The 26,048-nt window shown below is 68.2% G+C and carries 19 protein-coding genes, 1 tRNA gene and 1 pseudogene; 9 read left to right on the top strand and 12 right to left on the bottom strand.

What is annotated here, in order from left to right:
* Window positions 1-69: 69 nt before the first annotated feature.
* Entirely contained in the window at window positions 70-1,416 is a 1,347-nt protein-coding gene (locus ACFVV1_RS38365) for a hypothetical protein (protein WP_389999564.1), read from the bottom strand.
* 182 nt (window positions 1,417-1,598) lie between these two features.
* On the opposite strand from ACFVV1_RS38365, the gene ACFVV1_RS38360 reads away from it, so the two are divergent.
* Window positions 1,599-2,378, top strand: a complete 780-nt coding sequence (locus ACFVV1_RS38360) for a hypothetical protein (RefSeq protein WP_389999561.1) — start codon at window positions 1,599-1,601, stop codon at window positions 2,376-2,378.
* A gap of 286 nt (window positions 2,379-2,664) precedes the next feature.
* Here the strand turns inward: ACFVV1_RS38360 and ACFVV1_RS38355 are convergent, their stop codons facing one another.
* Window positions 2,665-2,922, bottom strand: coding sequence for a hypothetical protein (locus tag ACFVV1_RS38355; protein WP_389999559.1), 258 nt, complete (start codon window positions 2,920-2,922; stop codon window positions 2,665-2,667).
* A gap of 518 nt (window positions 2,923-3,440) precedes the next feature.
* Between ACFVV1_RS38355 and ctaD the strand changes: the two genes are divergently transcribed.
* Together ctaD and ACFVV1_RS38345 are read left to right on the top strand one after the other, a co-directional pair.
* On the top strand, window positions 3,441-5,084 hold the full coding sequence (gene ctaD, locus ACFVV1_RS38350) for a cytochrome c oxidase subunit I (RefSeq protein ID WP_389999601.1): 1,644 nt from the start codon (window positions 3,441-3,443) through the stop codon (window positions 5,082-5,084).
* Entirely contained in the window at window positions 5,081-5,470 is a 390-nt protein-coding gene (locus tag ACFVV1_RS38345; RefSeq protein ID WP_389999556.1) for a cytochrome c oxidase subunit 4, read from the top strand. Before ctaD ends, ACFVV1_RS38345 begins: the two co-directional genes overlap by 4 nt.
* A gap of 9 nt (window positions 5,471-5,479) precedes the next feature.
* On the opposite strand, the gene ACFVV1_RS38340 is transcribed toward ACFVV1_RS38345, so the two are convergent.
* The gene (locus ACFVV1_RS38340) at window positions 5,480-7,120 is read right to left on the bottom strand and encodes a cytochrome bc complex cytochrome b subunit (RefSeq protein ID WP_389999553.1); all 1,641 of its coding nucleotides are present in this window, start codon (window positions 7,118-7,120) and stop codon (window positions 5,480-5,482) included.
* Window positions 7,121-7,473: 353 nt separating this feature from the next.
* Here ACFVV1_RS38340 and ACFVV1_RS38335 point away from each other — a divergent pair.
* A pseudogene (locus tag ACFVV1_RS38335) lies at window positions 7,474-7,958 on the top strand (tyrosine-type recombinase/integrase); the annotation flags it as partial.
* Window positions 7,959-8,059: 101 nt separating this feature from the next.
* Here ACFVV1_RS38335 and ACFVV1_RS38330 read toward each other — a convergent pair.
* A tRNA-Pro gene (locus ACFVV1_RS38330) sits at window positions 8,060-8,133 on the bottom strand.
* Between the two features lie 128 nt (window positions 8,134-8,261).
* Between ACFVV1_RS38330 and ACFVV1_RS38325 the strand changes: the two genes are divergently transcribed.
* The 4 genes from ACFVV1_RS38325 to ACFVV1_RS38310 all read left to right on the top strand — a co-directional run bounded on the left by ACFVV1_RS38325 (window position 8,262) and on the right by ACFVV1_RS38310 (window position 14,492).
* Window positions 8,262-8,963, top strand: a complete 702-nt coding sequence (locus ACFVV1_RS38325; RefSeq protein WP_389999550.1) for a transketolase — start codon at window positions 8,262-8,264, stop codon at window positions 8,961-8,963.
* A gap of 35 nt (window positions 8,964-8,998) precedes the next feature.
* The gene (locus ACFVV1_RS38320) at window positions 8,999-9,901 is read left to right on the top strand and encodes a transketolase family protein (protein ID WP_389999547.1); all 903 of its coding nucleotides are present in this window, start codon (window positions 8,999-9,001) and stop codon (window positions 9,899-9,901) included.
* A 226-nt stretch (window positions 9,902-10,127) separates the two neighbouring features.
* On the top strand, window positions 10,128-13,619 hold the full coding sequence (locus ACFVV1_RS38315) for a ThuA domain-containing protein (RefSeq protein WP_389999544.1): 3,492 nt from the start codon (window positions 10,128-10,130) through the stop codon (window positions 13,617-13,619).
* A 15-nt stretch (window positions 13,620-13,634) separates the two neighbouring features.
* On the top strand, window positions 13,635-14,492 hold the full coding sequence (locus ACFVV1_RS38310) for a sugar phosphate isomerase/epimerase family protein (RefSeq protein ID WP_389999542.1): 858 nt from the start codon (window positions 13,635-13,637) through the stop codon (window positions 14,490-14,492).
* An 80-nt stretch (window positions 14,493-14,572) separates the two neighbouring features.
* On the opposite strand, the gene ACFVV1_RS38305 is transcribed toward ACFVV1_RS38310, so the two are convergent.
* The 3 genes from ACFVV1_RS38305 to ACFVV1_RS38295 are packed head-to-tail and all read right to left on the bottom strand — an operon-like array spanning window position 14,573 to window position 17,331.
* Complete coding sequence (locus tag ACFVV1_RS38305; protein WP_389999539.1) at window positions 14,573-15,403, bottom strand: ABC transporter ATP-binding protein; 831 nt, start codon at window positions 15,401-15,403, stop codon at window positions 14,573-14,575.
* Window positions 15,400-16,419, bottom strand: coding sequence for an ABC transporter substrate-binding protein (locus tag ACFVV1_RS38300; RefSeq protein WP_389999536.1), 1,020 nt, complete (start codon window positions 16,417-16,419; stop codon window positions 15,400-15,402). The genes ACFVV1_RS38305 and ACFVV1_RS38300 overlap by 4 nt, the downstream gene beginning before the upstream one ends.
* 48 nt (window positions 16,420-16,467) lie before the next feature.
* A complete protein-coding gene (locus ACFVV1_RS38295) occupies window positions 16,468-17,331 on the bottom strand; it encodes an ABC transporter permease (RefSeq protein WP_389999533.1) in 864 nt (287 codons plus the stop codon).
* 273 nt (window positions 17,332-17,604) lie between these two features.
* On the opposite strand from ACFVV1_RS38295, the gene ACFVV1_RS38290 reads away from it, so the two are divergent.
* Window positions 17,605-18,627, top strand: coding sequence for a LacI family DNA-binding transcriptional regulator (locus ACFVV1_RS38290; RefSeq protein ID WP_389999530.1), 1,023 nt, complete (start codon window positions 17,605-17,607; stop codon window positions 18,625-18,627).
* A gap of 45 nt (window positions 18,628-18,672) precedes the next feature.
* Here ACFVV1_RS38290 and ACFVV1_RS38285 read toward each other — a convergent pair whose 3' ends face one another.
* The 5 genes from ACFVV1_RS38285 to ACFVV1_RS38265 all read right to left on the bottom strand — a co-directional run bounded on the left by ACFVV1_RS38285 (window position 18,673) and on the right by ACFVV1_RS38265 (window position 26,027).
* A complete protein-coding gene (locus ACFVV1_RS38285; protein WP_389999528.1) occupies window positions 18,673-20,889 on the bottom strand; it encodes a right-handed parallel beta-helix repeat-containing protein in 2,217 nt (738 codons plus the stop codon).
* The gene (locus tag ACFVV1_RS38280; RefSeq protein WP_389999526.1) at window positions 20,886-22,352 is read right to left on the bottom strand and encodes a M1 family metallopeptidase; all 1,467 of its coding nucleotides are present in this window, start codon (window positions 22,350-22,352) and stop codon (window positions 20,886-20,888) included. Before ACFVV1_RS38280 ends, ACFVV1_RS38285 begins: the two co-directional genes overlap by 4 nt.
* Complete coding sequence (locus ACFVV1_RS38275) at window positions 22,349-24,022, bottom strand: hypothetical protein (protein WP_389999523.1); 1,674 nt, start codon at window positions 24,020-24,022, stop codon at window positions 22,349-22,351. Before ACFVV1_RS38275 ends, ACFVV1_RS38280 begins: the two co-directional genes overlap by 4 nt.
* 48 nt (window positions 24,023-24,070) lie before the next feature.
* Complete coding sequence (locus tag ACFVV1_RS38270; RefSeq protein WP_389999599.1) at window positions 24,071-24,931, bottom strand: carbohydrate ABC transporter permease; 861 nt, start codon at window positions 24,929-24,931, stop codon at window positions 24,071-24,073.
* A gap of 82 nt (window positions 24,932-25,013) precedes the next feature.
* Complete coding sequence (locus ACFVV1_RS38265) at window positions 25,014-26,027, bottom strand: ABC transporter permease (protein ID WP_389999520.1); 1,014 nt, start codon at window positions 26,025-26,027, stop codon at window positions 25,014-25,016.
* Window positions 26,028-26,048 lie beyond the last annotated feature (21 nt).

The following is a 26,048-nucleotide window of genomic DNA, read 5'->3' as shown; positions in this document are numbered from 1 at the left end:
CAACGATGCTCGCTCCGCCGACGACGAGTTGTGCGCAGGTCCTCTCCTGTGGCCTGCCAGCCACCGGGATCACCAGTCTCCACCGCCGAAGTCGCCTCCGCCCTCGAAGCCGCCGCCTTCGAAACCACCGCCGAAGTCGCCTGGGTTGAAGTCGGCGCCGGTGAACTCCCCGCCACCTGGAGCGCTGTCGTCGGGCGCTGTGTCGGCGAAGGCGGAGGATGCGCTGAAGACCGAGCCCAGCATCGTGCCCACGAGCAGGCCGCCGAGCATGCTGCCCGTGCCGCCGAAGTAGCCGCCCGCCCAAGGTGCGTATGCGGGCCCGGCATTCCAGTAGGACTGGGAACCATGGGCGGTCTGCACCTGCCGGGCCATCGGCTCCTGCCCGGCCGCCAGGAGGTCGGCATCAGCCTCACACGCCGGAACGCTGCGCGGCATGCCGCGGGGCGGGGCCCACATCACGTCGATGGCCGACGGGCCGTGGCGAGGGTCGAAGAAGCAGGGAGCGCGACGCTCGGGCACCGGGGCGCCGGCGCGGCGCGCGGCCAGGGTGGCGAGCGCGAACCGGCCCTCTTCGAGGGCTGCGGTCACCGGCTGGACGTCCTGCGGTTTGGCAGCCATGGCCATCAGTTCTTTGGCCTTGTCGTACGTGTCCAGCGCGTGGGTGTAGTCCTGCCGCATCGCGTCGTCGACCCCGGGCTCCGACGGGTGGAAGTCGAGTCGGTCCAGTTCCTCGCCGAAGGCGGTGATGTCCTCGTCGACGACGACGCGCAGGGCGTCCAGATCGGCGCGCTCGCGCTTCTTCTTCGAGCGGCGGTACAAGGCGTACCCACCGCCGCCGGCCGCCGCGACCGCGCCGATGGTGAGCAGTACTGCCGCGCCGCCGCTCCCTTCATCGTCCTCGGAGCCGCTCCAGGCAGCCGGGGCCTGTCCCTTGGCCTGCTCGGTGGCCTGGTCGACGAAGGCGGTCAGGAGCCCTTCGGGGTCCCCGGAGTGGGAGCGCTTGACGGCGCCGGTGAGATTGCCGACCGCGTTGCGGGACATCACCGAGGAGTCCGCGTTCGCGTGGAAACCGTCGCCGAGGCGGACGGCGTACACCCCGGCGATGCCGACCTGGGTGCGCAGGTCCCGCATCAGGGTCGCGGGAGGGAACTCGGCGGCCTCGGGCAATACCGCGACGAAGACAGGCTTGCCCGCGCCCTCGATCTTCTTCGCGAGGTCTTCGGCGTCGGCCTCGGAGAGCTGGTGACGGGCGCGTGGATCAACGTACACGGGGCTCTTTTTCAGTGCCTCGGCCACGCTGTCGAGGCCCGCCCCCGCGGCGTGCGCGGGGACGGGCGTAAACATCGCGCAGACCATCAGAGCCAGGACGGCCAGGACCGGGCCGAGCCGTGGCAGCACCCGACGGACGACAGTCATGGCAGTTCCTCTTCCTGTGATGAATTGAAACACTCACGGTTGCTCAGTTGCGTAATATAGCAAGTCTCACGGAGGGGCACCCGCTCGATCGCGGTGGCTGCACTGTCATGCTTCAGGGATTGCGCAATCCGGGAACCACCGTGAGGACACGTTGAGCGCATTCCATCGACCAAGGAAGACTCGTGGACCGTCCGGATCACCTACGGGCAGAGGATCTGCCCGCATTCGAGCGCATCCTGGATCACGCACTGAACTCACCTACGATCCAGGAGGGGAGGCACCGCACCCCCAAGGCTCTCAACAACGAACAACTGCGCACCCGGGCACTCGGCGCGCGCACCGCCATCGCCGCTTCGGCCGCTTCCGAATACCGCGCCTACCGTCAGCTGCTCTCCGCCTCGGCCTCGTCGGGCGCGGCACGTCGTCCCGCACGGCGCGAGTCCGACGGCGCGGCGGCCGACGCAAGCAGCACGCTGCATGCGGTGGCCGTACTGGTACCGGGGCTGTCCGCCACGGCTGCCGCAGTCTTCGGCTTGATCGGCTTCGGCTTCCGGGCTGTTGACATGCACTCACATCTCGCCGACGTCATGCTCCTCGCCGGTCTGGCTGCGGCAGGGGTCGCGGTAGTGACAGTGCTGGCCGGTCTCGTCTGGATGCTGGTGGCAGCGGCGCGTAATCGCTCGACGGCGGGTGGTACGGATCCCGAGGTGGACCACGCGCGAGACGCGTGGCAGGAGGCACTGCTCGAACGCGGGATCCTGCCCTTCCTGTCCAACTCGCTCCAGGCCGTGAGACCTGAGAACGCCGGCCGCCCGGATGCGACGGCCACGTCACGTGCGACAGGCGGCTCGAAGAGGGTTCCGGAGCCGCGAAGGGGGCCGGGTTTCAGCGCTCCCGAATTTTCGAGTCCCGACTTCTCGGGTCCCGACTTCACTGGCCCTGAGCTGCCCGGAGCGGACTGATCACACCGGGACGAAGCCCGGCCCGCCGCTCATCGTGCCGCGCTCCTCCCTGCGAAATGCGCCGCCTTCACGGGCCGCCCGGGAACATCCGGGCCGCCCCTCGCGTTTTCTACACGCCTGTAGAAGCATAAGGATGAAGCGTTCCTTGAGGGGCCGCACCCCGTCGGCCCGGCAGGGAAAGCCCACCGCTCAGGATCCACCCGATCCGCCGAGTCGAGACGGAGCAGCAGACCCACCCTCGACAAGTCCTATCGTTGCAGGTCAGAAGCACTTCTCGCGTTTTCGATCACGCTTCGGACAGCCCACCTCGTGAAAGCCCGAGGTTAGGGTCGGCGACCTTGCGCCGGGGCAGGAACAGGTATCCGTCGCCGGCGGCACACGCTCTTGCGGCGAGGTCTTCCTCCCGCATTGCCCGGCAGACCACCAGCCGGTCGCTGCCTGGAACTGCTACGACCACCGCCTCCGACGCCGGCACGGTGATGTCGGTGCCGCGGGTGGCCGGCACCTCGCGGCGTGCCAGTCCGCAGCCGGCGTCGAGGGCCAACAGAGCCAGGGCGCAGCCGCTGAGGCTGGACGTAGGCGGCAGACACGCGTACTTCGCCCTCAAGGCCCGGGCCCCGACCGTATCGGGGCCGGGCATACGGGGCGGGGTGGACAGTAGGGGGGAAGATCAGGAGGTGCCGCCCCGCGCCCATTACGCGCCCCTGTGTGCGAGCGCGGGGCCGGAACGGCTGGTCCGCTGTCAGAGCACAGTCGCGCGTGCCCACCCGAACAGACGCGCCGTCAGCCGGTCGACCCCCGGCGCTCGCGCCGGACGTGACGACGTTCCGGCTCATGACCGCCGGGCATCCTGGACGCGGCGGGCCCCTGGGACACCCGATCGGAGCATCGGTGAACTGGTGAAATTCGAGGTGTCACCGCCAGTCGTACGGGCCGTCCACGGTGGCAGGCTCCACCATCGAGTCAACCGGGAGGGACGGAGAACCGATGGCGCAGGATCTGCAGGAAGCCGCGCCGGCCGAGCCGGTGGCCAACAAGCGCATCAATGCCGGTGTGAGAATCATGGGCTGGCTGACGACCACCGACCACAAGGTCATCGGCAATCTCTACATGGTCACCGCGTTCGGGTTCTTCCTGCTGGCCGGAGTGCTGGCCATGCTCATGCGAGCGGAGCTGGCCCGGCCAGGACTGCAGATCGTCGGCACGGAACAGTACAACCAGCTGTTCACCATCCACGGCACCATCATGATGCTGCTGTTCGCCACGCCGATGTTCGGCGGCTTCGCGAACGCCATCATGCCGCTTCAGATCGGCGCGCCCGACGTCGCCTTCCCTCGCCTCAACGCGCTCACCTACTGGCTCTTCCTCTTCGGCGGAATCATCGTGGTGTCCGGATTCGTGGTGCCCGGCGGCGCGGCGCACTTCGGCTGGTTCGCCTACGCACCGCTGAACAGTGCCGTCTTCTCGCCCGGCGCCGGCGGAGACCTCTGGACCATGGGCCTCGTGCTGTCGGGGATCAGTACGACCCTGGCATCGGTCAATTTCATCACTACGATCGTCTGTCTGCGTGCGCCGGGTATGACCATGTTCCGGATGCCGATCTTCACCTGGAACGTACTGTTCACCTCGATCCTCGCGCTGCTCTCGTTTCCGGTACTCGCCGCCACCCTGCTCGCCCTCGAAGCCGACCGGAAGTTCGGGGCCCATGTTTACGACGCTGCGAACGGCGGGGCGCTGCTGTGGCAGCACCTGTTCTGGTTCTTCGGCCATCCCGAGGTCTACATTGTCGCGCTGCCCTTCTTCGGAGTGGTGAGCGAGATCATTCCCGCGTTCAGCCGGAAGCCGATGTTCGGGTATTTCGGAATGGTGATGGCCACGATCAGCATCACCATGCTCTCGGCGGTTGTCTGGGCCCACCACATGTTCGCGACAGGAGCCGTTCTCCTGCCCTTCTTCTCCGCCATGTCGTTCATCATCGCCGTGCCCACCGGTGTCAAGTTCTTCAACTGGATCGGCACCATGTGGCACGGAAATATCTCGTTCGAGACACCCATGCTCTGGGCGATCGGCTTCCTCGTGACTTTTCTCCTCGGCGGCCTCAGTGGAGTGCTGATCGCCTCACCCCCGCTGGACTTCCATCTCACCGATTCGTACTTCATCGTCGCCCACCTCCATTACGTGCTCTTCGGAACAGTGGTCTTCGCGATGTTCGGCGGCTTCTACTTCTGGTGGCCCAAGTTGACCGGACGCATGCTGGACGAACGCATCGGACGTATCCATTTCTGGACCTTGTTCATCGGCTTTCAGCTGACCTTCCTGGTCCAGCACTGGCTGGGGGAGGCCGGAATGCCCCGGCGTTACGCCGACTATCTCGCGGCGGACGGCTTCACCTTGCTCAATACGATCTCGTCCGTCGGCTCCTTTCTGCTGGGCCTGTCGACACTGCCGTTCCTGTACAACGTGTGGCGCACCAGCCGTTACGCGCCCAAGGTCGATGTGGACGACCCGTGGGGGTTCGGCCGTTCCCTGGAGTGGGCGACCTCCTGTCCGCCCCCGAGGCACAATTTCCGGGCCTTGCCCCGCGTACGTTCCGACTCGCCGGCCTTCGACCTGCACCACCCCCTCACGCCGGAGAAGCAGAAGCCGGGCCTCGGCCGAGGCGGGTCCCGCTCCGCATCGGGCGCTGAAGAGGAGTCGGGCGAATGAAGACCGAGGCCATTCTCTTCGCCGGAGTCGCGGGGTTCTTCCTCGTGACCGATGTTCTCTACGCCGTGTGGTCCCGTGATCCGACAGGCACGGCGGCTCTCACCGTCTCGTTCCTCATGGCGTTGCTGGTCACGTTCTTCTTCGCCACCAACTACCGGAGGAAGGGCCTGCGCCCCGAGGACCGCGGGGACGGGCACATCCATGAGCGGTCCGGTCCGGTGGACTTCTTTCCTCCGCACAGCATCTGGCCGTCACTGACAGCCGCGGGGATGGCCCTGCTCGCCCTCGGTGTGGTGTTCGGTCTGTGGCTCTTCCTGATCGGGCTGGGCGTGGTCCTGGCAGGGGTGTTCGGAATGGTCTTCCAATACGCGCCCGCCCGGGACTGAGGGCGGTTCTCAGTCCTCGCGTTCGCGGACCGGCTCCGGCGGCGCGGTCCGCTCGGCGATCCGGGACCGTTGCTCATCCGTGGCGGGCAGTTCCACGCGGTCCCCGTAGTACCAGCCGCTCAGTACGGTCCGAAGCCGTCGCCGACTCGAGATCGGGCCCTCCCCGGGGAGCTCCAGGGGCGTCGGGACATCACGCATCAGGATCCGGTAGCGGGCTGTCGGGCTCAGGCCACGGCGGCTCTCCGTGAGATCGCCGTCCACCGACTGTGTCACCTGGCCGGTCTCCTCGCCTTCGGTCAGTCGGCGGCGGTCCCGCATCTGAAGAGCGAGGCAAAGGCGTTTGGTCAGCGCGAAGGCCAGGAGTGGGGCGGCGATCAGCGCGGTTCTGAGGATCCAGGTCATGGCCTCGACCGAAACCCTGAACGAGAAGGCGACGACGTCGTTGCCGCCGGAGACCAGGAGAACGGCGTAGAAGACGATGGCCGCCACGCCGAGCCCCGTACGGGTCGGCCGGTTGCGCGGCCGGTCGCACAGATGGTGTTCCCTGCGGTCGCCCGTCACCCATTTCTCGAAAAAGGGATAGAGGAACAGCACTGTGAAGACCACGCCTGGCAGCACGATCGCCGGAATGAACACATTCCACATGATGGTGTGGCCCGCAATGTCGGTCTCCCATGGTGGCATCAGCCGGAGCGCGCCCTCCAGGAATCCGACATACCAGTCCGGCTGTGCGTTACCGGAGACCTGGTTGGCGCGGTAGGGGCCGTAGTTCCATACGGGGTTGATCTGGGCGAGCGCGCCCAGCAAGGTCAGTACGCCGAACACCATGAGGAAAAAACCTGTGGTCTTCGCGGTGAAGTGAGGAAACGCCGGTGAGCCGACGGCGTTTCCGTTGGTCTTCCCCTGACCCGCCCAGTGGGTGTGTTTGAGATAGACCACCAGGATGAGATGAGCGGTGATCAGCGCCACGATCAGGCCGGGCACGAGCAGGACATGCACGGGGTACAGACGGGGGATCACGGCATCGCCCGGGAACTGTCCGCCGAAGACAAACAGCTCCAGGTACGTTCCGACGACAGGGATCGACCCCACAATGGTGGCCGCCGTCCTCAGGCCCGTACCGGACAGCAGGTCGTCGGGCAGCGAGTAGCCCGCGAAGCCTTCGAGAAGCGCGAGTACGAACAGTGTCACGCCCACGATCCAGTTGGCCTCCCGCGGTTTACGGAAGGCGCCGGTGAAGAAGATCCGCAGCATATGGACGGCGATCGCGGCGACGAACACGAGTGCCGCCCAGTGGTGGATCTGACGGATCAGCAGGCCTCCGCGCACGGCGAAGCTGATGTCGAGGGTGGTGGTGTAGGCCCGCGTCATCCTCACCCCCTGAAGGGGCACATAGGAACCGGTGTAGACGCTCTCCATCATGCTCGGGTCGAAGAACAGAGTGAGGTACACGCCGGTGAGGAGCAGGACCACGAAGGAGTAGAGGGCGATCTCGCCGAGGAGAAAGGACCAGTGGTCGGGAAAGGCCTTGCGCAGCAACTGCCTGGCCAGCTCGCTGACGGGCAGGCGCCCATCCACCGCGCCGTAACCACTGACCGCCGTCTTCCCAGCCCGGGCCTTCAGCTGCGCCTTACGTCTCCGCAGGGGCATGCACCACTCTCCCGTCGATCTTCCTTCCACCCCCCGCCCCTTATTGTCACGGTTCGCCCTTTATGGGTAACGCATTACTCGAAGGGACTACGCAGAATCGCGGTATCGGCACCTGATCGGCCGACCTGACCCTGAACGTGCCGGGTGAGGCCGCGACGCGCACCGAGCCCGCGCGGCTGTTCGGCGCCGGCCATGTTCAACAGACACCGACTTGCTGACCGGTGCCGAACGTCCGGTACTTCCCTGCTCCCCCGCGCTGCTGCCGATCTGCCGCAAGGAGGACCGGCGGAGGCTGTGGAGCGCGAAAACGTCCCGGAGCTGTCCCAACTCACCCCGCACAACAGCCCCATATCACGAGCTGGATCTGGACTGTCCGGCGTCAGACCACCCCGGCTCCCGGTGACCTCGTCGGCAAGGGGACCAAGGGCAAGCGGGCTCGCCAGGTCCCGATCACCGAGGAGATCCGCCCACTCGTCGCCCAGCGCGTTCTGGCCGCCGGCCCCGATCCGGACGCCCGCATGTTCACCGGGCCTCGGGGCGGCCGTATCTCCACCGCGGTCCTGCGTGACGCCACCCACTGGGGCGACGTCGTCACCAAGCTCGGGTACGAGCACCCGCGCCGCCATGACCTCCGGCACGCGGGACTCACCTGGTTCGCCGATGCCGGGGTCCAGGTGCACGTCCTGCGCAAGATCGCCGGGCACGGCTCGCTGACCGCCACCCAAAGGTATCCGCACCCGACGTACACAAGATCACCGCCGCCGGCGCCGTTCGCTCGGCACACCTCAGCGTGCCGAGCGCCCCTCGCTCCCTGCCGAGCCCGATCGTGGTCGCCCGCCGACACGGTCGAGGGAATTGGTCCCCGGCTGGTCCCCAAAAACGATCAAAGGGCCGTTTCAGATTGCTCTGAAACGGCCCCTGATCTGCGACTCCTATGAGTCGGGACGACAGGATTTGAACCTGCGACCCCTTGACCCCCAGTCAAGTGCGCTACCAAGCTGCGCCACGTCCCGATGCTCGCCTGACCTGGGGTTTCCCCTGGCCGAACGCGCATGAGAACAATACCGCACTTGGACGGGTGGTCACGAACGCCTTTCCCGTGACTTGACCTCAACCAAACTTGATGTTCAACGCTGGGTTCATGACGAACACGACTGCCGCGCCGACGGGCGGCTACCGCGACATGAACCGGCTGATGAGCCTGATGACGGGGGACGAGAAGCACGGTCCCGCCGCGACCTCCACGCTGGATGCCCTCTGGGTGCTGTACGACCGGGTGCTGCGGGTGACACCCGGCACCATGGACGCGCCCGACCGCGACCGGTTCCTGCTGTCCAAGGGGCACGGGCCGATGGCGTACTACGCGGTCCTGGCCGCGCACGGCTTCTTCGGCGAGGAGCTGCTGTCGGGGTTCGGCGCGTACGACTCCCCGCTCGGGCACCACCCGGACCGGACGCTGGTGCCGGGGGTCGAGATCGGCAGCGGGTCGCTGGGGCACGGGCTGCCGCTGGCCGTGGGGACCGCGCTCGGTCTGCGGGCGCGGGGGCTGACCGACCCGAGGGTATGGGTGCTGATCGGGGATGCCGAGCTGGACGAGGGCAGCAATCACGAGGCGCTCGCCTACGCGGGCCCGGCCGGGCTGGAGCAGCTGCACACCGTGGTGATCGACAACGCGTCGGCCTCGCACGGCCGGCCCGGCGGGATCGCGGCCCGGTTCGAGACCGCCGGCTGGTCGGTCGCCTCCGTCGACGGACGGGACCACGAGGCGTTGTACGCGGCCTTCACGGCTCCGCACGCCGGACGCCCGCGCGCCGTGATCGCGCACGTAGCCCCGAAGCACTGACCCACGGACAGAGACCACGAAACGGAGAGAGACACATGGACACGATGCGTGACCGCTTCATCTCGACCACGTCGCAGCTGCTGGACGAGGACCCCCGCCTCGCTCTGGTGCTGGCCGAGATCAGCCGGGACGGTTTCGAACGGGCCGCGCTGGCCCATCCGGACCGCGTCGTCAATGTGGGGATCAGGGAACAGCTGCTGATCGGCGCGGGCGCCGGGATGGCGCTCGCCGGACTGCGGCCGGTCGTGCACACCTTCGCCAGCTTTCTGGTGGAGCGGCCGTTCGAGCAGGTCAAGCTGGACTTCGGCCATCAGGGGGTGGGCGGGGTGCTGGTGAGCGCCGGAGGCTCGTACGACTGGCCCGCCGGCGGCTTCACCCACATGTCGCCGGGCGATGTCGCCCTCATGGACACCCTCGACGACTGGACGATCCATGTGCCGGGCCACCCCGACGAGGCAGAGGTGCTGCTGCGGCAGGCCTCGGCCGGGGACGGCCGGGTGTACGTACGGCTGTCGCTCCAGTCGAACACGCGGGCGCGGCCGGTCGGCACGGGGACCGGGTTCACCGTGGTGCGGGAGGGGAAGGGCGGGGTGGTGATCGCGGTCGGACCGATGCTCGACAACGTCCTCGCGGCGACCGCCGGCCTCGATGTGACCGTGCTGTACGCGACGACGGTGCGCCCGTTCGACCGGGCCGGCCTGCGGCGGGCGGTCGGTGGCAGCGGGGCCGCCGATGTGGTGATCGTCGAGCCCTACCTGGCGGGCATGTCCACGGCAGTCGCCAATGACGCGCTCACCGAAGTGCCGCACCGTGTGCTGGGCCTCGGGGTGGGGCGGGCCGAGCTGCGCAAGTACGGGGAGATCGACGAGCACCTCACCGCCCACGGCCTGGATCCGCCGGGGCTGCGGGAGCGCATCGGTGCGTTGCTCGGCGGCTGAAGCGCATCGGCGCGTTCCTCCGTCGCCGAGCGGAGCGGGAACCCTCGCGCCGGGGGCAACCGCTCTCCCCCGACAGCGGCACCGGGAACACGTGACGTCACAGAGAACCCACAGAGTGCGCTCCCGACCCATTGACCCCATCAAAACCTGAACCTACGCTGAACGATGCACTTCAGAAAGCGCTTTCTAAATCCCGCAGTCGGCATCTACCGCACAGGGAGCGCCCATGAGTCATCCGAGTCATCACCCTTCGCACCGTCGACCGTTACCCGCTCATCGGCTTCCGTCGCCGATCGTCGCCCTCACCGCACTTCTCGCGTTGATCGTCGGCTTCCTGGTGGCCTCCCCGCCCCGGGCCCACGCGGCTTCCTTCCGGGTCCTGGTCTACTCCGAGGTCACCAACTTCAGGCATGACTCGATTCCCGCCGGAATCGAGGCGATCAAGAAGCTCGGCGCCGAGAACGGATTCGAGGTCGAGGCGACCGACGACTCCGCCGTCTTCAATGACACCGATCTCGCCCGCTTCCAGGCAGTCGTGTTCAACAACACCAACTCCACTCCGGAGAGAGGTGACTTGCTGAACGCCGACGAGCGGGCGGCCCTGCAGAAGTACATCCGTGCGGGAGGCGGCTGGGTCGGTCTGCACGCCGCGTCCGCGAGTGAGCGCGACTGGGACTGGTACGAGGGTCTTGTCGGTGCGATCTTCGACCAGCACCCGGCCGTACAGACCGGCCGGATCAAGGTCCTCGACCACGCGCACCCCTCCACGAAGGGACTTCCGGATCTCTGGGAGCGTACGGAGGAGTGGTACAACTGGCGCACCAATCCGACCTCCAAGGTGCACACCCTCGCGCAGATCAAGGTGCGCGACGGCATCACCGGCCTCGACGAGGGTGTGGACCATCCATGGTCCTGGTGCCAGAACTACGACGGCGGCCGCTCCTGGTTCACCGCGGGCGGGCATGCGTCCTCGGCGTTCCAGGAAGAGGGCTTCGTCCAGCACCTCCTCGGCGGCATCGAGTGGGCCGCGGGTGCGAAGCCGGGCGACTGCACGGCGACGCGGACCGGTTCGTTCCAGCGGACCGCGCTGGCCACCAGCGATCTCGCCGACCCGTTCGAGCTGGCCGTGGCGCCCGACCGGCGGGTGTTCTTCGCCCAGCGCACCGGAAAGCTGAAGGTCATCGACCAGCGGACGATGAAGGTGTCGACCGCGCTGGACTTCGCGTACACACCGGAGATGACCAGTCAGTCCGACGGGCTGCTCGGCCTCGCCCTCGACCCGGGCTTCGCGGACAACAACTGGCTCTATCTCCTGCACTCCGACAAGACCGAGAAGCAACTCGTTCTCTCCCGGTTCACGGTCACCGGCAACACGGTCGACCCGGCCTCGCAGAAGCGGTTGCTGACCATTGGGACCTGGCGGGGCGAGGGGCGGGCCAATTCCCACATGGCCGGTTCGCTCGCCTTCGACAAGGCCGGCAACCTGTACGCGGCGACCGGTGACAACACTGATCCGTTCGCCTCGGACGGCTTCACCCCGATCGACGAGGGCGCGGGCCGCCGCGCCTGGGACGCCCAGGGCACGGCGGGCAATACGAACGATCTGCGCGGCAAGATCCTGCGCATCACACCGAAGGACGACGGTACATACACCGTTCCCGAGGGGAATCTCTTCGCACCCGGTACGGAGAAGACCCGTCCGGAGGTCTACGCGATGGGGATGCGCAATCCCTTCCGGATCACCACCGATCCGCTGAGCGGCGCGCTGCTGGTCGCCGACTACGGTCCGGACGCCAAGGCGGCGGTCGCCGACCGCGGACCCGAGGGCACGGTCGAGTACACCCGCATCACGAAGGCGGGGAACTTCGGCTGGCCGTACTGCATCGGCAACAACACCCCGTTCAACGACTACGACTTCACGACGAAGAAGCCGGGGCCGAAGTTCGACTGCGCGGCGCTCGTCAATGACTCGCCGAACAACACCGGGTTGCGGGAGCTGCCGCCCGCCCAACCCGCCACGGTCTGGTACGCGTACTCCGCGTCCGCCGAATTCCCGGAGCTCGGCACGGGAGGCGGCGGCCCGATGAGCGGTCCCGTGTACGACTACGACCCGGACAACACCTACCGCACCAAGTTCCCGGAGTACTTCGAGGGGAAGTGGATCAACTACGAGCTGACCCGCCGCTGGTTCAAGACGTTCTCCTTCCAGCAGAAGGACCAGACGTTCGACGATCCGCGGTTCGCGCCCGTCAAGGCCGGTGAACTCCAGTCCATCAACGGAATCTTCCAGGACATGCAGTGGAACCAGCCCTTCGACGCGGACTTCGGTCCCGACGGGGCGCTGTACGTCATCGACTTCGGGCTCGGCAGCGGTACGGGCCGCGGCGGCAGCAACGAGGGCGCGGGCATCTACCGGATCGACTACGTCGGTGACGGCCGGCTGCCCGACGCGAAGATCACCGCGAGCCGGGACAACGGACCGGCTCCTCTCACCGTCTCGTTCTCCAGTGCCGGCTCCGGCGTGCCCGGCGGTCAACCGGTCTCGTACGCCTGGGACTTCGACGGGGACGGCACCACGGACTCGACGGACGCCAACCCCTCGTACACGTATCGCACGAAAGGGCTGGTCACCGCGCGGCTCACGGTCACCGGGCCCGGCGGTCTGACGGCGCAGGCCGTGCAGGACATCACCGTCGGCAACTCCCGCCCGGAGGTCACCATCAAACAGCCGCCGAACGGCGGGATGTTCAGCTTCGGCGACACCATTCCCTTCACCGTGAAGGTCAAGGACAAGGAGGACGGGAAGGGCGGGCCGATCGACTGTTCACGGGTGGTCGTGCAGTCGCAGCTCGGTCATGACACACATCTGCACCCGCTCGACAACTACACCGGCTGCACGGGGGAGATCGTCACGGATGCCGGGGACAGCCACGGCCCGGGACAGAACCTCTACTACGGAATCACCGCCCAGTACCAGGACAAGGGCGCACCGGACGCACCCGCGCTCACCGGTTCCACCTCGCTCACCCTGCGCACCGCCTTCCGCGAGGCCGAGCACTTCACGGCGACCGGCGGCACGCACGGCGGTGCGGTGATCGGGAACCGGGCCGATGCCTCCGGCGGGAAGCGGCTGACCGAGATCGAGGACGGTGACTGGATCGCCTTCGATCCGGTGAACCTGAAGAACATCGACTCGGTGACCGTCGGTGCGGCCTCCGGCGGGATCGGCGGGAGCGTCGAATTCCGGGCCGGGTCGCCGACGGGCCCGCTGCTCGGCAAGGTGACCGTGCCGAACACCGGCGACTGGGGCAAGGTGGTCTCTCCGACGACGGCCCTGACGGATCCCGGCGGCAGCTTCAAGCTGTACGCGGTGTTCAGCAACCCGGAGTGGAGCGGCGACAAGGCCGATCTGTTCGCGGTCGACTGGCTGCACTTCAACGGTCCCGGCGTCGAGAAGCGGCCCGGTACGAAGGTCACGGTGCGGGCCGCTCCGGCGACGGGCTCCGCACCGCTCGCCGTGGCACTGAGCAGTGCGGTCGAGCCGGTGGCCGGACGCACGATCGCCTCGTACCACTGGAACTTCGGCGACAACACCACCGGGGACGGTGCGACGGCCACGCACACCTACGGCCGCAAGGGTGAGTACACCGCGCACCTCACGGTCACCGACGACAAGGGCGACACCAGCACCGGCTCTGTACGCATCGACGTGAGTTGAGAAGGGAAGACCCGCATGGACCGCACACGACGCACCTTCCTGGCCACGGCCGTGGGCGCCGCGGCAGCCACAGGGCTCGCCACCGCCACCGCCACCGCCGCCGGGGCCGACCGCCGCCGGCGCATCCCGCCGTCCGGGATCGGCATGCACCTCTACACCATGCGCACGCCGCTGGCGAAGGACTTCAGGGGCACCCTGGAGCGGCTGGCGAAGATCGGCTACGCCACGGTCGGGGTGAGCGGCCGGCACGGTCACAGCGCAGCCGACATCCGGCGGATGCTCGACGAAACGAGGCTGCGGGCCGTCCTCGAACACGTCGGCTACGACATCGTGAGAGGGGCCGGGCTTCCGCAGGCCCTGGAGGACATCCACACGCTGGGCGGCAAATGGATCGTCGTACCCAGTCTGCCGGGTTCGCTGCACAGTCCGGCCGGATACCGGGAAGTGGCCCGGGAGTTCAACCGGGTGGGTCTCGCCGCCCGCGAGTCCGGACTGAAGCTGCTCTACCACAATCACGGCCTGGACCATCAAGTGGTGGACGGGGTCAGCCTGTACGACATCCTGCTCGCCGAGACCGACCCGGAACTGGTCGGTTTCGAACTGGATCTGTACTGGGCGGCCAACGGCGGCGCCTCGGCGCCGGGCGAGCTCTTCGTACGCCATCCGCGGCGCTTCCCCGCGCTCCATGTGAAGGACATGGCGGCGAACGGGGACTTCGCGGATGTCGGTTCGGGGGTACTGGACTTCCCGGCGATGTTCGACACGGCGCGGCGGGGCGGTGTGAAGCAGTGGCTGGTGGAGCACGACTCACCCGCTGATCCGTTCGCCTCCGCGCTGGCGAGCTATACGTATCTGTCCCAGCTGCGGTACTGACCGGGCGGGTGCGTGGAGCGGCCCCGGGTTGCGTGAACCGCAGCCCGGGGCCGTTGCGTTCCCAGCGGCCGGCGACACCTTCAGTCGTGCGCCGACGCCGCCCCCAGCAGGTCGCGGATACGGGCGGCCGCCTCCCGGAACTCCGGGCGGCCGAGCGTCTCGCCGTACTCCCGTTCCGCGCCCAGCCCCACCTCGATGATCTCGGAGACCGTGCCGGGGCGCGGGCTCATCACCACCACCCGGTCGGCCAGATAGACGGCCTCCGAGATGGAGTGGGTGACCAGCAGGACGGTGTTGCGGGTCTCCCGCCAGATGCGGTTCAGCTCCATGTTCATCTGCTCGCGGGTGAGGGCGTCGAGCGCGCCGAACGGCTCGTCCATCAACAGCACCGGCGGTTCGTGCAGCAGCGCCCGGCACAGCGCCACACGCTGTTGCATTCCGCCGGACAGTTCGTGCGGATACGCCTCCTCGAAGCCGCCCAGTCCCGTCATCCGGATCAGTTCGTCGGCCCGGCCGCGCGCCTGCGCGGGAGGCATCTTCCGGATCTCGGCCTGGAGCAGGATGTTGCGGCGCGCCGAGCGCCACTCCAGGAGGGCGGCGCGCTGGAACACGTAACCGATGTCGTGGCGCACCCCGTTGACCTGCTCGCCACCGAGCCGGACCTCGCCCGCGGACGGCTTCAGCAGTCCCGCGACCAGTTTGAGCAGGGTCGACTTGCCGCATCCGGACGGTCCGACGATGGCCACGAACTCACCGGGAGCCACATCGAGCGACACCTCGCGCAACGCGGTGACATCGCGCTTCTTGCTGCGGAACCGGACCGCCACGTCCGACAGTTCGACCGCTGCTGCCGCCGTGGCGGCGGGGACCGGCGCCCCGGTCCGCGTCGTGTCCTGCTTCGGCATGGTCATCCCTTCAGTGCCGTCTTCTCGTCCCAGTACTCGGCGACGGCCTTCGGCTTGCTCACCATGCCGGCCTCGGCGAAGACGTCGATGGTCTGCTGCCAGTCGGCCTCGTCGTTCACGCCGGGCGCTTTGCCCTGGGTCGAGGTGGTGTGCAGCAGGGTGAGGGTCGTCTTGAACTGCTCGGCCAGGACCGTGGCCGGCGGCAGTTGCTCCGAGGCTCCGTCCATCGCCGCGACCGCCGGTCCGGGGGCCTTCTCGGCGGCCGCCCACGACTCGCTGACCGCCCGCACCATGCGTTCGGCGAGTTCGGACTTCGAGGAGAGGATCTGCTGGCCGGCGAGCAGACCGTTGGAGTAGAAGTTCAGCCCGTTCTCGGAGAAGCGCAGGTACGAGACGGGCTTCTTCGCCTTGTCCTGCATGGTGGGGCCCTGGTCGCTGGCGTAGCCGAGCAGTCCGTCGGTCTTCCCGGAGATCACCGCGGCGATCTTGCCCGCCGGGTCGGTGTTCTGCACCTTGACGTCCGAATCGGCCAGGCCGTTCTTCTTCAGGAAGATCGGGAAGGTCTTGGAGAGCGCGTCCCCCGCGGTCCCCGCGATGGTCTTGCCCTTGAGGTCGGCGGGCGATCGGATGCCCGCGGCGTCGAAGGACTGCACCGACGCCGGGGTGGTCTGGAGGAAGACTCCGAGGCTTTTCACCTGAACGCCCTGGTCGACACCGGCAAGCAGCGCCGGGGTGTCGGCCCAGCCGAAGTCGGTCTGGCCCGCCGCGGTGGCCTGCACCGTCTTCTGCGAGCCCTGGCCCGCCTGGATCTTCAGGTCGATGCCGTGCTTCTCGAAGATCTTCTGCTGCTTGCCGTAGTAGAACGGCGCGTGTTCGCCGTACGGATACCAGTTGAGGGTCAGCGTGACCTTGTCCAGCTTCTTGCCCGAGTCGCTCGTGGTGGTCGACGGGTCATTGCCACCGCAGGCCGTGGCCACCAGGACGAGAGGTACGACACCGATCAGGAGTCTGCGCGCATACATGGGCTGGGCCTTCCCGCGACGAAGTAAAAAGGAGTCGGTCGGACGGAATCAGTACGTGGTGGTGGCGGAGGTGTCCCGGCGGCTGGCGTGCCACGGGAGCAGCATAATTTCCGCGATCTCGACGGCGACGAAGAGGACGACGCCGATGAGTGACATGACGAGCAGCCCGGCGAAGAGCATCGGGGTGTCGAGGTTGCCGTTGGCCTGGAGGATCACATAGCCCAGGCCCTCGTTGGCGCCGACGAACTCGCCGACGACCGCGCCGGTCACCGCGAGGGTGACGGCGACCTTGAGTCCCGAGAAGAGATGCGGGAGCGAGGCCGGGAAGCGGATCTTGAGAAAGGTCTGCCAGGGCTTGGCGCCCATCGTCGCCGAGAGCTGGAGCATCTCCGGGTCGACCGCCTTGAGGCCCGTGACCATGGAGATCACCACGGGGAAGAAGGCGATGAGCACGGCGATGAGGATCTTCGGTCCGATTCCGAAGCCGAGCCAGACGACGAACAGCGGCGCGATCGCGATCTTCGGTACGACCTGGGCGAACAGCAGGATCGGATAGAGCGTGCGCTCGACGGTCGAGGAGTACACCATGACGACCGCCGCGAGGACACCGACGGCCACGGCGATCAGGAAGCCGAGCAGCGTCTCGTACGTGGTCACCCAGGTGTGCTGCCAGAGATAGCCCGCCTTGCCGGTGAGGACATCGAGGGTCGCCCCGGGCGACGGTACGAGGTAGGGCTTCACCAGCTCCGCCGCCGAGATCACCCACCAGACGGCGAAACAGGCCAGCAGCAGGGCAAGGGGCCGCCAGCTCTGCTCGGCCGCCCGTGCGAACCGCTCCCCCGCCGAGGGCCCGGCCCGCCGGACGACTCCCGCCGCTTCGGGTGGGCTTTTGGCCAACACACTCTGACTCACTGTGAACTCCCTGCACTTCTGGGGCAGTTGTGGAGACCTGTACGATCCTGCGATGACGAGAAGGCCCTTTCAGAAGACGCTTTCAGAAAGCGCTTTCTGATAAGGTTTTGGCCACGCTAATGACTGCCTGCACGCACGGTCAATAGGTCGTCGACAAGTTTCGCGCCTTCCACCACCGCGCCCTTGGGGGTCGACTTGAGTGAATGGGGAACACCGCACCACCCGGAACCGCACCACCGCGGACCGCGCCACGCCCCTCGCGCGGCGGCGCATGTGACGCTCGACGCCGTGGCCCGGGAGGCCGGCGTCTCCCCCGCCACCGCCTCGCGCGCTCTCAATGGCACGGCCAGGGTGCGCGACGATCTGCGCGAGCGGGTACGGGCGGCGGCGGACCGGCTCGGCTACATCCCCAACGCGCACGCACAGGCACTCGCGAACGCCACCAACAACCGTACGGTGGGCGTGATCTGCCATGACGTCAGCGACCCCTACTTCGCCGCCGTTTCCAGTGGTGTGATGCGGGCCGCCGCCGAACAGGATCTGCTGGTGATGCTGGCCTCCACGTTCCGGGAGCCCGCCCGGGAGATCGCCTACGTCTCGATGCTGCGGGCCCAGCGCGCCCGGGCGATCCTGCTCATCGGCTCCGGGTTCCAGGACCGGGCGTGGGAGCGGGCCATGGATGCCGAACTGGCGCCGTACGTACGGGGCGGCGGGCGGGTCGCGGTCGTCAGCCGGCACCGCAGCCTGCGGGTGGACACCGTACAGCCGGAGAACCGGGCGGGGGCGGCCGCGCTCGCCCGGACGCTGGTGCGGCTCGGGCACCGGACGTTCGCGGTGCTCACCGGGCCGCCCGCGCTGACCACGGTCTCCGACCGGCTCGCGGGCTTCCGGGAAGGGCTCGCGGAGGCGGGGATCGGACTCGACCTGGTCGTGGAGGGCGCGTTCACCCGCGACGGCGGGTACGCGGCGGCCCGCCGGCTGCTGGCCCGCGGCCGGCCGCGGCCGACCTGTGTGTTCGCGGTCACCGATGTGATGGCGGTCGGTGCGCTCGCCGCGCTGCGGCAGGAGGGGCTGCGGGTGCCGGAGGACATCTCGCTCGCGGGCTTCGACGACATCCCGCTGGTACGGGAGTTGTCACCGGCGCTCACCACGGTGGCACTGCCACTGACCTCGATGGGCGAGGACGTGATCGCGCTGGCGCTGCGGGAGCGGTCCGCGGGGCAGCGAGCCCGGGTCGTGCGGGTGGCGGGCGAGGTAGTGGTCCGGGCGAGCACGGGAACGCCGCCGGTCGGATGACCGGCGGCGTCCGGGGCTGGGGCCGAGGGGCCCTGGGGAGCTGCCCTACGGGTGGACGAGCACCTGGGACAGTGCCACGCGTCCCGTGCCCGAGGTCACGATCTTCACCGTGCGGGTCCGGCTGTCCAGGTTCAGGACGGTCGGGCGCAGTGCCTTCCCGCTGATGTGGACCGTCGCGTCGTCCGTGACGACATCGAAGTCGGCCGTGGTGGTGGCGGAGTTGTTCCAGATCTCGATCTGGCGGATGTGCTGTTCGCCGCCCAGGTCGACCTGCCACCAGGCGCCCGCCTCGGACAGCGTGCGGGTGTCGGTGTTGGTGTCGGCGTCCAGGGCGAGCGCCGCGGCCGCCGTGCCCTCGGTGGAGGACTGGGTGGCCGTGCCGGTGCGGGCCAGGTCGGTCCGCAGCTGCTCGACCGGGCCACCGTGGGCGCCTGCCCGGGCGGCGACGGCGAGGGCCTTGGCCGGCAGCCGGTCCAGGCCGGTGAGGTTGTCCGTCATGACCGAGCCCGTGCCGCCGAGGGCGGGCGCGGCGGTGTCGGTCCAGTTGCCCCGGGCGGTGTTCTGGATACCGTAATCCGCCCAGTTGGAGACCCACTTGTAGCCGATGCGGGTGATGACGTTGTGCTCGACGACGATGTGCGAGGACTGCTCGTCGAGGTAGATGCCATTGCCGTCGCGCTCGGTGTTGCCGAAGGCGGAGCGGTTGATGTAGTTGCCGGAGACGACCGTGCCCGGCTGTGCGCCCTGGGTGTAGATCGCGCCGCCGTCGTGCTGCTGTTGTGCGACTTCCATGACGTTGGTGATGCGGTTGCCGGTCACCTTGTTGTCGCGCAGGACGGACTTGTGGGCCTCGGGCTGGTTCCAGCCCCAGCCGACCGAGATCCCGGAGTACGGAAGGTGGTCGAGGCTGTTGTGGTCGATGCTCAGCTCGGCTTCGTAACCGGCCCAGATGCCCACCGCGTCGGTGTATTCGACGCCGGTGCGGGTGAGGGTGTTGTACGCGATGGTGTTCCGCTCCCCCGCGAGCGCCGCGCCGGGCATCGGTTCGGTGTCTCCGACGTACACGCCGCCCGAGGACAGGTCGGTGAAGGTGGAGTGGGTCAGGGAGCTGTCCTTGGTGCCCGCTTCGAGGATCGCGCCCGCCCCGCCGAGCCGGCTGAACCGGGCGTTGTCGATGCTGATGTGCTGTCCGCCGCGGACGGTGACCGCGGCGGACGGCTTGGTGTAGTAGCGGCCCGCGTGGTCGACGGGGCCGGTGGCTCCGGTCAGGGTGAGACCGGCCTGCATGCCCGCGTAGCCCTCGTCGGTGCCGGGCCGGCGGTACGCCGCGTACGCGAAGCCGATCCCGCTGACGGTGACGTCGTGGGCACCGTCGACGACGAGCAGCTGTTCGGTGTGCGGGGTGATGGCCCGCGCGTGGCGCATGTTCTCGCCCTTGCGCGGCAGGTAGGTGACGGAGCGGCCCTTCGAGTTCCACACGAACTCGCCCGGCTGGTCCAGGAGTTCGGGGGCGTTCTCGAAGTAGGCGACGCCGCTGTAGCGGGTGGAGTCGACGGTGGTCGTGTCCCAGGCGGGCCCGGTGCGGTCGGTACCGCTCGCCGAGTTCGTCCAGCAGGGCTGGGCGAACGTCATGATGTCGCCGTTGACGCCCGCGATCCGGCAATGGTAGTTGCGCCAGCGGACCCGGATGACGGCTTCGGCGTCGGTGGGGCGCTGCCACCGGGCGATCCCGGTGGCGGTGGCGCCGGTCATGCCGGTCTTCGTGGCGTCGCAGGTGCTCGCCGCGCAGGCCTCGCCGCGGGCGCGGGTCGCGCGCCTGCCGTCGATGAAGAGCTGGCGGGGGGTGACGCCGGACGGGACGTCGGCGGTCCAGGTGCCGTCGGTGTTCTGCCGCCAGCCGGTGATGTCCCGTCCGCCGGAGAGGACGGGGCGGGCGCCGGGGGCCGCGGTCCAGGTGACCGTGCGGCCGTCCTTCCCGGAGTCCGCGGCGCCGAGCTTCAGGGGCTCGTCGCGCTGGTACGTACCGTTCTTCAGGAGCACGCGGACGTCTCGCCCGGTCTCGGTGCGGGCCTGGTCCCGGGCGCCTTCCAGGGTGCAGGGGCGGGCGACCGTACAGGAGGTGCCGTCGCCGTCCGGGGCCGCGTACAGGGTGCGGACGCCGGGCGCGGCCTGGGCGCTCGGGGCGGCGAGAAGCGCGGCCAGGAAGCCGGCGGTGGCGGCAGCGGCGGTTCCTCGTACGACGTTCAGGGTTCGGCGGTTCATGCGGAGGCCTTCCAGTCGGGGTGGCCGGGCATGGGCGGGTTCACGGCTCCGAAGAGCCAGTCGCGCAGGAACGGGTCGAGGGACGGGTCGCCGGTGACGTCGACGGTGTGCCGGATGAAGGCCTCGCTGGTGTACGTGGAGTCCTTGAAGCGCTTCACCCACTCACGCATGACCCGGTCGAACTGCCGCTGACCGATCTGAAGGCTGAGGGCGTACAGGACGAGTGCTCCACCGTCATAGATATTGGTGCCGCCGAGCGCCTTCGGGAGTCCGGGCGGGCCGTCGGTGGCGCGGACGGCGTCGAGCTTCTCGTAAGTGGCCTTCATCTTGTCCTCGAAGACCGACCAGCCGCGCTCCTCGCCGTACAGGCCGGCGTAGTACACGGCGGGGCCCTCGTTGAGCCAGGCCTGCTGCCAGTCGTTCGGGGTGACGGAGTCACCGAACCACTGGTGGACGAGCTCGTGGACCATGGTGGTCTCGTAGCCGGGCTGGCCGTTGGCGTTGAGCTTGAACCAGTTGGTGGAGAACAGGGAGAGGGTCTGGTTCTCCAGGGCGTCGGTGTAGCCGTCGTAGATGTGGACACCGTAGACGGAGAATGGGTAGCGGCCGAACTTCGCCTCCAGCCAGGCCAGATGGTCCGCGGTACGGGCGACGATCGGACCGTACTTGTCCTCCTGGCCCTGCGGGACGATGTGCCGCAGCGGCAGTCCGCGGTGGCTGGTGCCGTACAGATAGGTGCCCTTGACGACGGCGATGCCGATGAGTTCGGTCGCCATGCGCTCGCGCAGCGCGAAGTGCCAGACGGTGGAGCCGTCGGCGCGCGGGGTCTTGTGGAGCAGTTCGCCGTTGGCGGCGGCGACATAGCCCTGCGGTGCGCTGATGTGGAAGGTCCACGTCGCCTTGTCGGACGGGGTGTCGTTGCAGGGCAGGAAGGTGTCGGCGCGGGAGGACTGGGCGGCGGAGGCGAAGCCGCCGTCGGTGCCGAACTTCCAGCCGGTCAGACCGAGTCGGGGCGCCTTGCCGTTGCCCCGGTAGCGCACCTCGACGGCGAATGCCTGCCCGTTGTGGAGCGGACGGGCGGGGGTGATGGTGAACTCCTGGCCGCTCTTGCCGGGCGAGAGCTCCCAGCCGGCGGGGCGGCCGGCGACGCTGACGGAGTCGATGGTGTGGCCGTCGGTGTCCAGGTTGAAGGCGGAGAGGTCCTGGGTGGCCTTGGCGTTGATCTTCACGAGGGCGGTGAAGTCGTAGGTCACCGGGGTGAAATCGAAGGTGAGGTCGTAGTGGACGACCTGGTAGCCGCCGTTGCCGAGGGTCGGGAAGAGCGGGTCGCCGACGCCGTCGGAGCCGGGCTTCGGGTCGAAGCCGTGCGGCTGCGCGATGGCGGGCGAGCCGAGTGCGGGTACGGCGACAGCTGCGGCGACCGCCGCGCCGCCGAGTCTGAGGGCCGAGCGTCGCGTCGTCACTTCTTCCCCTTCTGGAAGGCGTCCTCGAACTCGCCGCGGGCCTGCTCGCCGCCCTTGGCCAGGTAGTCCTTGACGAGTTGGTCGTAGGCGGACATGGGCTTACGGCCCGCGATGATGTCCTTGAGCGCGTCCTGCTTGAACGTGTAGAGGCTGCCGGATCCCTTCGAGTCCCAGGTGGGCGAGGAGTACTGCAGCGTCGGGTCCTGCTCCATGATCGGAATCATCTTGGTGAAGGCGTCGTGGACGTGGCGGACGCCCTGTTCCGAGTCGGCGCTGAAGACGGCGGGGACGGCGGAGGCCATGAACTTCCACGGCACGGTGACGTCCTGGGTGCCCTGCTTGGTGAGGGCCGGGTTGCCCTTGGCGTCCCGGGTGAAGTCCGTGCCTTCGGCGCCGTAGTTGATGAGCGTGTACTCCTGGCTGCCGAACGGGGAGGCGGCGAAGTCGGCGAGTGCCAGGATCTCCTTGACCCGGTCGCCGGACGCCTTCTTCACATGGGTGTTCTCCAGCTTGACGTTGTCCATCCAGGCGATGGCGTCCTTGCCGAACGGGACGAAGGGGCGCGGGTCGTACTTCTTGTCGATCGCCTGCATGGAGGCGATGTAGCCGACGCCGGGTGCCAGGTAGGTGGGCATGCCGTCGTAGACGTAGGCGCCCTTGCCGTTCTTGAACATGTCCGTGTACTGGGCCTTCTGCGCCCCGGACATCTGAAGCGTGCCCGGATAGAAACAGCCCGCCTTGTACAGCAGCCGGGCCGTCTCCACTGCCTTGCGGTACTCCGGGGTCTCCAGGTCGGTGGTGAACTTGCCCGTCTTGGCGTCGATCCGCCAGTAGTAGGGCGCGCCCGCGGACATCGCAAGCATGGTGGTGGCGCCCGCGATGATCGCGTACTGGTCCTTCTTGGGCCGGGTGAGCTCCTTGCAGACCTCGACGAACCTGTCGAGGTCTGTGATCTGGTCGAGGCTGGTGACACCGACTTCTTCGAACAGGTCGTGGCGGTAGAAGCCGGCGCCGCCGGTACCGGTGCGGGCGATCGGGATGCCGTACAGCTTTCCGCCGAAAATGGCGGCCTGCCAGGCGCCCTGCGGGATCGCGGCCAGGTTCGGGTAGTCCTTGGCCTTGTCCCCCGCGAGATACGGAGTCAGGTCGGCGCACTTGGCCTGGAGGAAGGCCGCCTTGTTGTCGACGCCCCCGACCTCGGGATACATGAAGAGATCGGGCAGGCTGTCGCTCGCGACCATGGTGGAGAACTTGGTGCCGTAGTCGTCTGCGGGGACGGCGGTGATGTTCACCTGGCCGCCGAGGAGCTTCTCGATCTCCTGCCAGGCTGCGTTCTTCCCGCGGGCGGGCGGCGGCGGGGAGAAGGTCTCCATCGTCGCGCTGATCGGCTTGGCACCCTTGAGCGGCGTGCCCTTCGTGGCCCGCAGCGGCTTGGCCGGGTAGCTGAAGTAGCCCTGCGGAACACCGGCGGCGGTGCCCGCCAGGTCGGGCTTGAGACCGATGTTGCGGACCGCGGTGTCCGGGAGCAGCGAGGCGCTCTTCGCCTCCGCCTTCGCGGTCGTGCCGCCGTCGCCGCAAGCGGCGAGCAGCGGGGCGGCGGCCAGTCCCAGACCGACGCCCGCACCCATGCGGAACAGTGCTCTGCGGTTGATGGGGGTGGAGCTCGACACCTGAATCTCCTTGAGAGAGGGGAAGGAAGGAGTGGGGGGTGGCTGCGCTCAGCCCTTGACGGCGCCTGTGAGTACGCCCTTGGTGAAGTAGCGCTGGAGGAACGGGTAGACACAGAGGATCGGCACGACGGCGATCACAAGAACCGCCATCTGGACGGCCTGCTGCGGGGCGAGGACCTCGCCGGCCGAGGCGGCGTTCAGGCTCTGGCCCTGCAGGACGTAGGTGCGCAGCACCATCGGCAGCGGCCACTTGTCGGAGTCGTTGAGGTACAGGAGCGAGTTGAAGAAGGCGTTCCAGTACGTCACCGCATAGAAGAGGCTGATCACTGCGAGGACGGCCTTGGACAGCGGCAGGACGATCCGTACCAGGATGCGGAAGTCACCGGCGCCGTCGACCTTCGCGGCGTCGTACAGCTCCTCCGGCAGGTTCATGAAGAAGGACCGCAGGACGACGAGGTTGAAGGCGCTGACCAGGGTGGGCATGACGAGCGCCGCGTAGGTGTCGTACAGGCCGAGTCCCTTGACCAGCAGGAAGTTCGGGATGATGCCCGCGTTGAAGAGCATCGTGAACAGGGCCGTCATCAGGATGAAGCGGGAGCCCGTGACATCGCGGCGGGAGAGTCCGTACGCCATGCCGACGGTGACGAGCAGGCTGGCGAGGGTGCCGAATACGGTGATGCCGACGGAGACGATCAGCGCCCGGGTGACGACTCCGCCGGTGAAGATGGTGCGGTAGGCGTCCAGGGTGGGGTGGTCCGGCCACAGGACGAGGCCGGAGCTCTTGATGATGTCGGTCTGCGAGGCGAAGCTCGTACCGATGACGCCGGCCAGCGGGTAGGCGACGGCGAGGACGACCACGACGATGGCGATCGCCTTGGCGGTCTGCCCGATGCGGGTCGGCCGCTCCATCCACGGGGGCCGGCCGTCGGACTTCCGGGCAGGGGCGGGGCGGGGCGCCGGTGCGGTGGATTCGCTTGTGGCGCGCGTTTTCTCAGCGGTCAGCACCGCGGTACACCCCTTCGTGGCCGAGTCGGTGGGCGAACTTGTTGGCGCCCAGGACGAGTGCGGTGCCGATGACCGCCTTGACGAGTCCGACGGCGGCGGCGACGCCCCAGTCGTTGTCCTTGATGCCGTGGTAGTAGACGTAGGTGTCGAGGACCTCACCGGCGTCCGGGCCGACCGCGTCGCGCTGGAGCAGGATCTGCTCGAAGCCGACGGAGAGGATCTGCCCGAGGTTGAGGATCAGCAGCAGGATGAGTACCGGGGCGATGCCGGGCAGGGTCACGTGCCAGAAGCGGCGCCGGGGGCCCGCGCCGTCGATCGCGGCGGCCTCGTACTGCTGCTTGTCGATGTTCAGCAGCGCGGCAAGGATGATGATCGTGCCCCAGCCGGCGTCCTTCCAGGCCACCTGGAGGGTCAGCAGCCAGGGGAAGGCGTTGGGGTCGCTCATCATGTCGTATCGCGGCAGCCCCAGGCCGCCGAGTACGTCGGGCAGGAGACCCGCACCGCCCAGGATCTGCTGGAAGATCGAGACGATGATGACCCAGCCGATGAAGTGCGGCAGATAGACGACGCTCTGCACGAAGCGCCTGATGCGGTCGCTGGCGATGCTGTTGAGCAGCAGGGCCAGGGCGACCGGGATCGGGAAGAAGAACACCAGCTGGACGAGGGCGATCTCCAGGGTGTTGAACGTCGCGGACCAGAAGGCCGGCTCACCGAACGCCGCGGAGAAGTTGGCGAACCCCACCCAGACGCTGTGCATGTAGCCGAGGTACGGCTGGTAGTCCTGGAACGCCACCACGTACCCGAGCAGCGGTACGTAGTGGAAAACGACAAAATACAGCAGGCCGGGCAGGGTGAGCAGCAGCATCACCCGGTCCCGCTTGATCCGCTGCCGGAGCGTCAGCCGGTGCTGGGCGACGAGGGTCTGGGCAGCGGGCGGGGAGGGTGCTTCAGCCTTCTGCCGCCGCTTCTCCCGCGGCAACGGGGGTGCTGTTTCAGCCATGGTGCGTCCTGTTCGGCTGGG

The sequence above is a fragment of the Streptomyces sp. NPDC058092 genome (assembly GCF_042884935.1).
GTDB lineage: Bacteria > Actinomycetota > Actinomycetes > Streptomycetales > Streptomycetaceae > Streptomyces.
The sequence above is the reverse complement of the archived record's forward strand: the minus strand, read 5'-3'. Positions and strand labels throughout refer to the sequence as shown.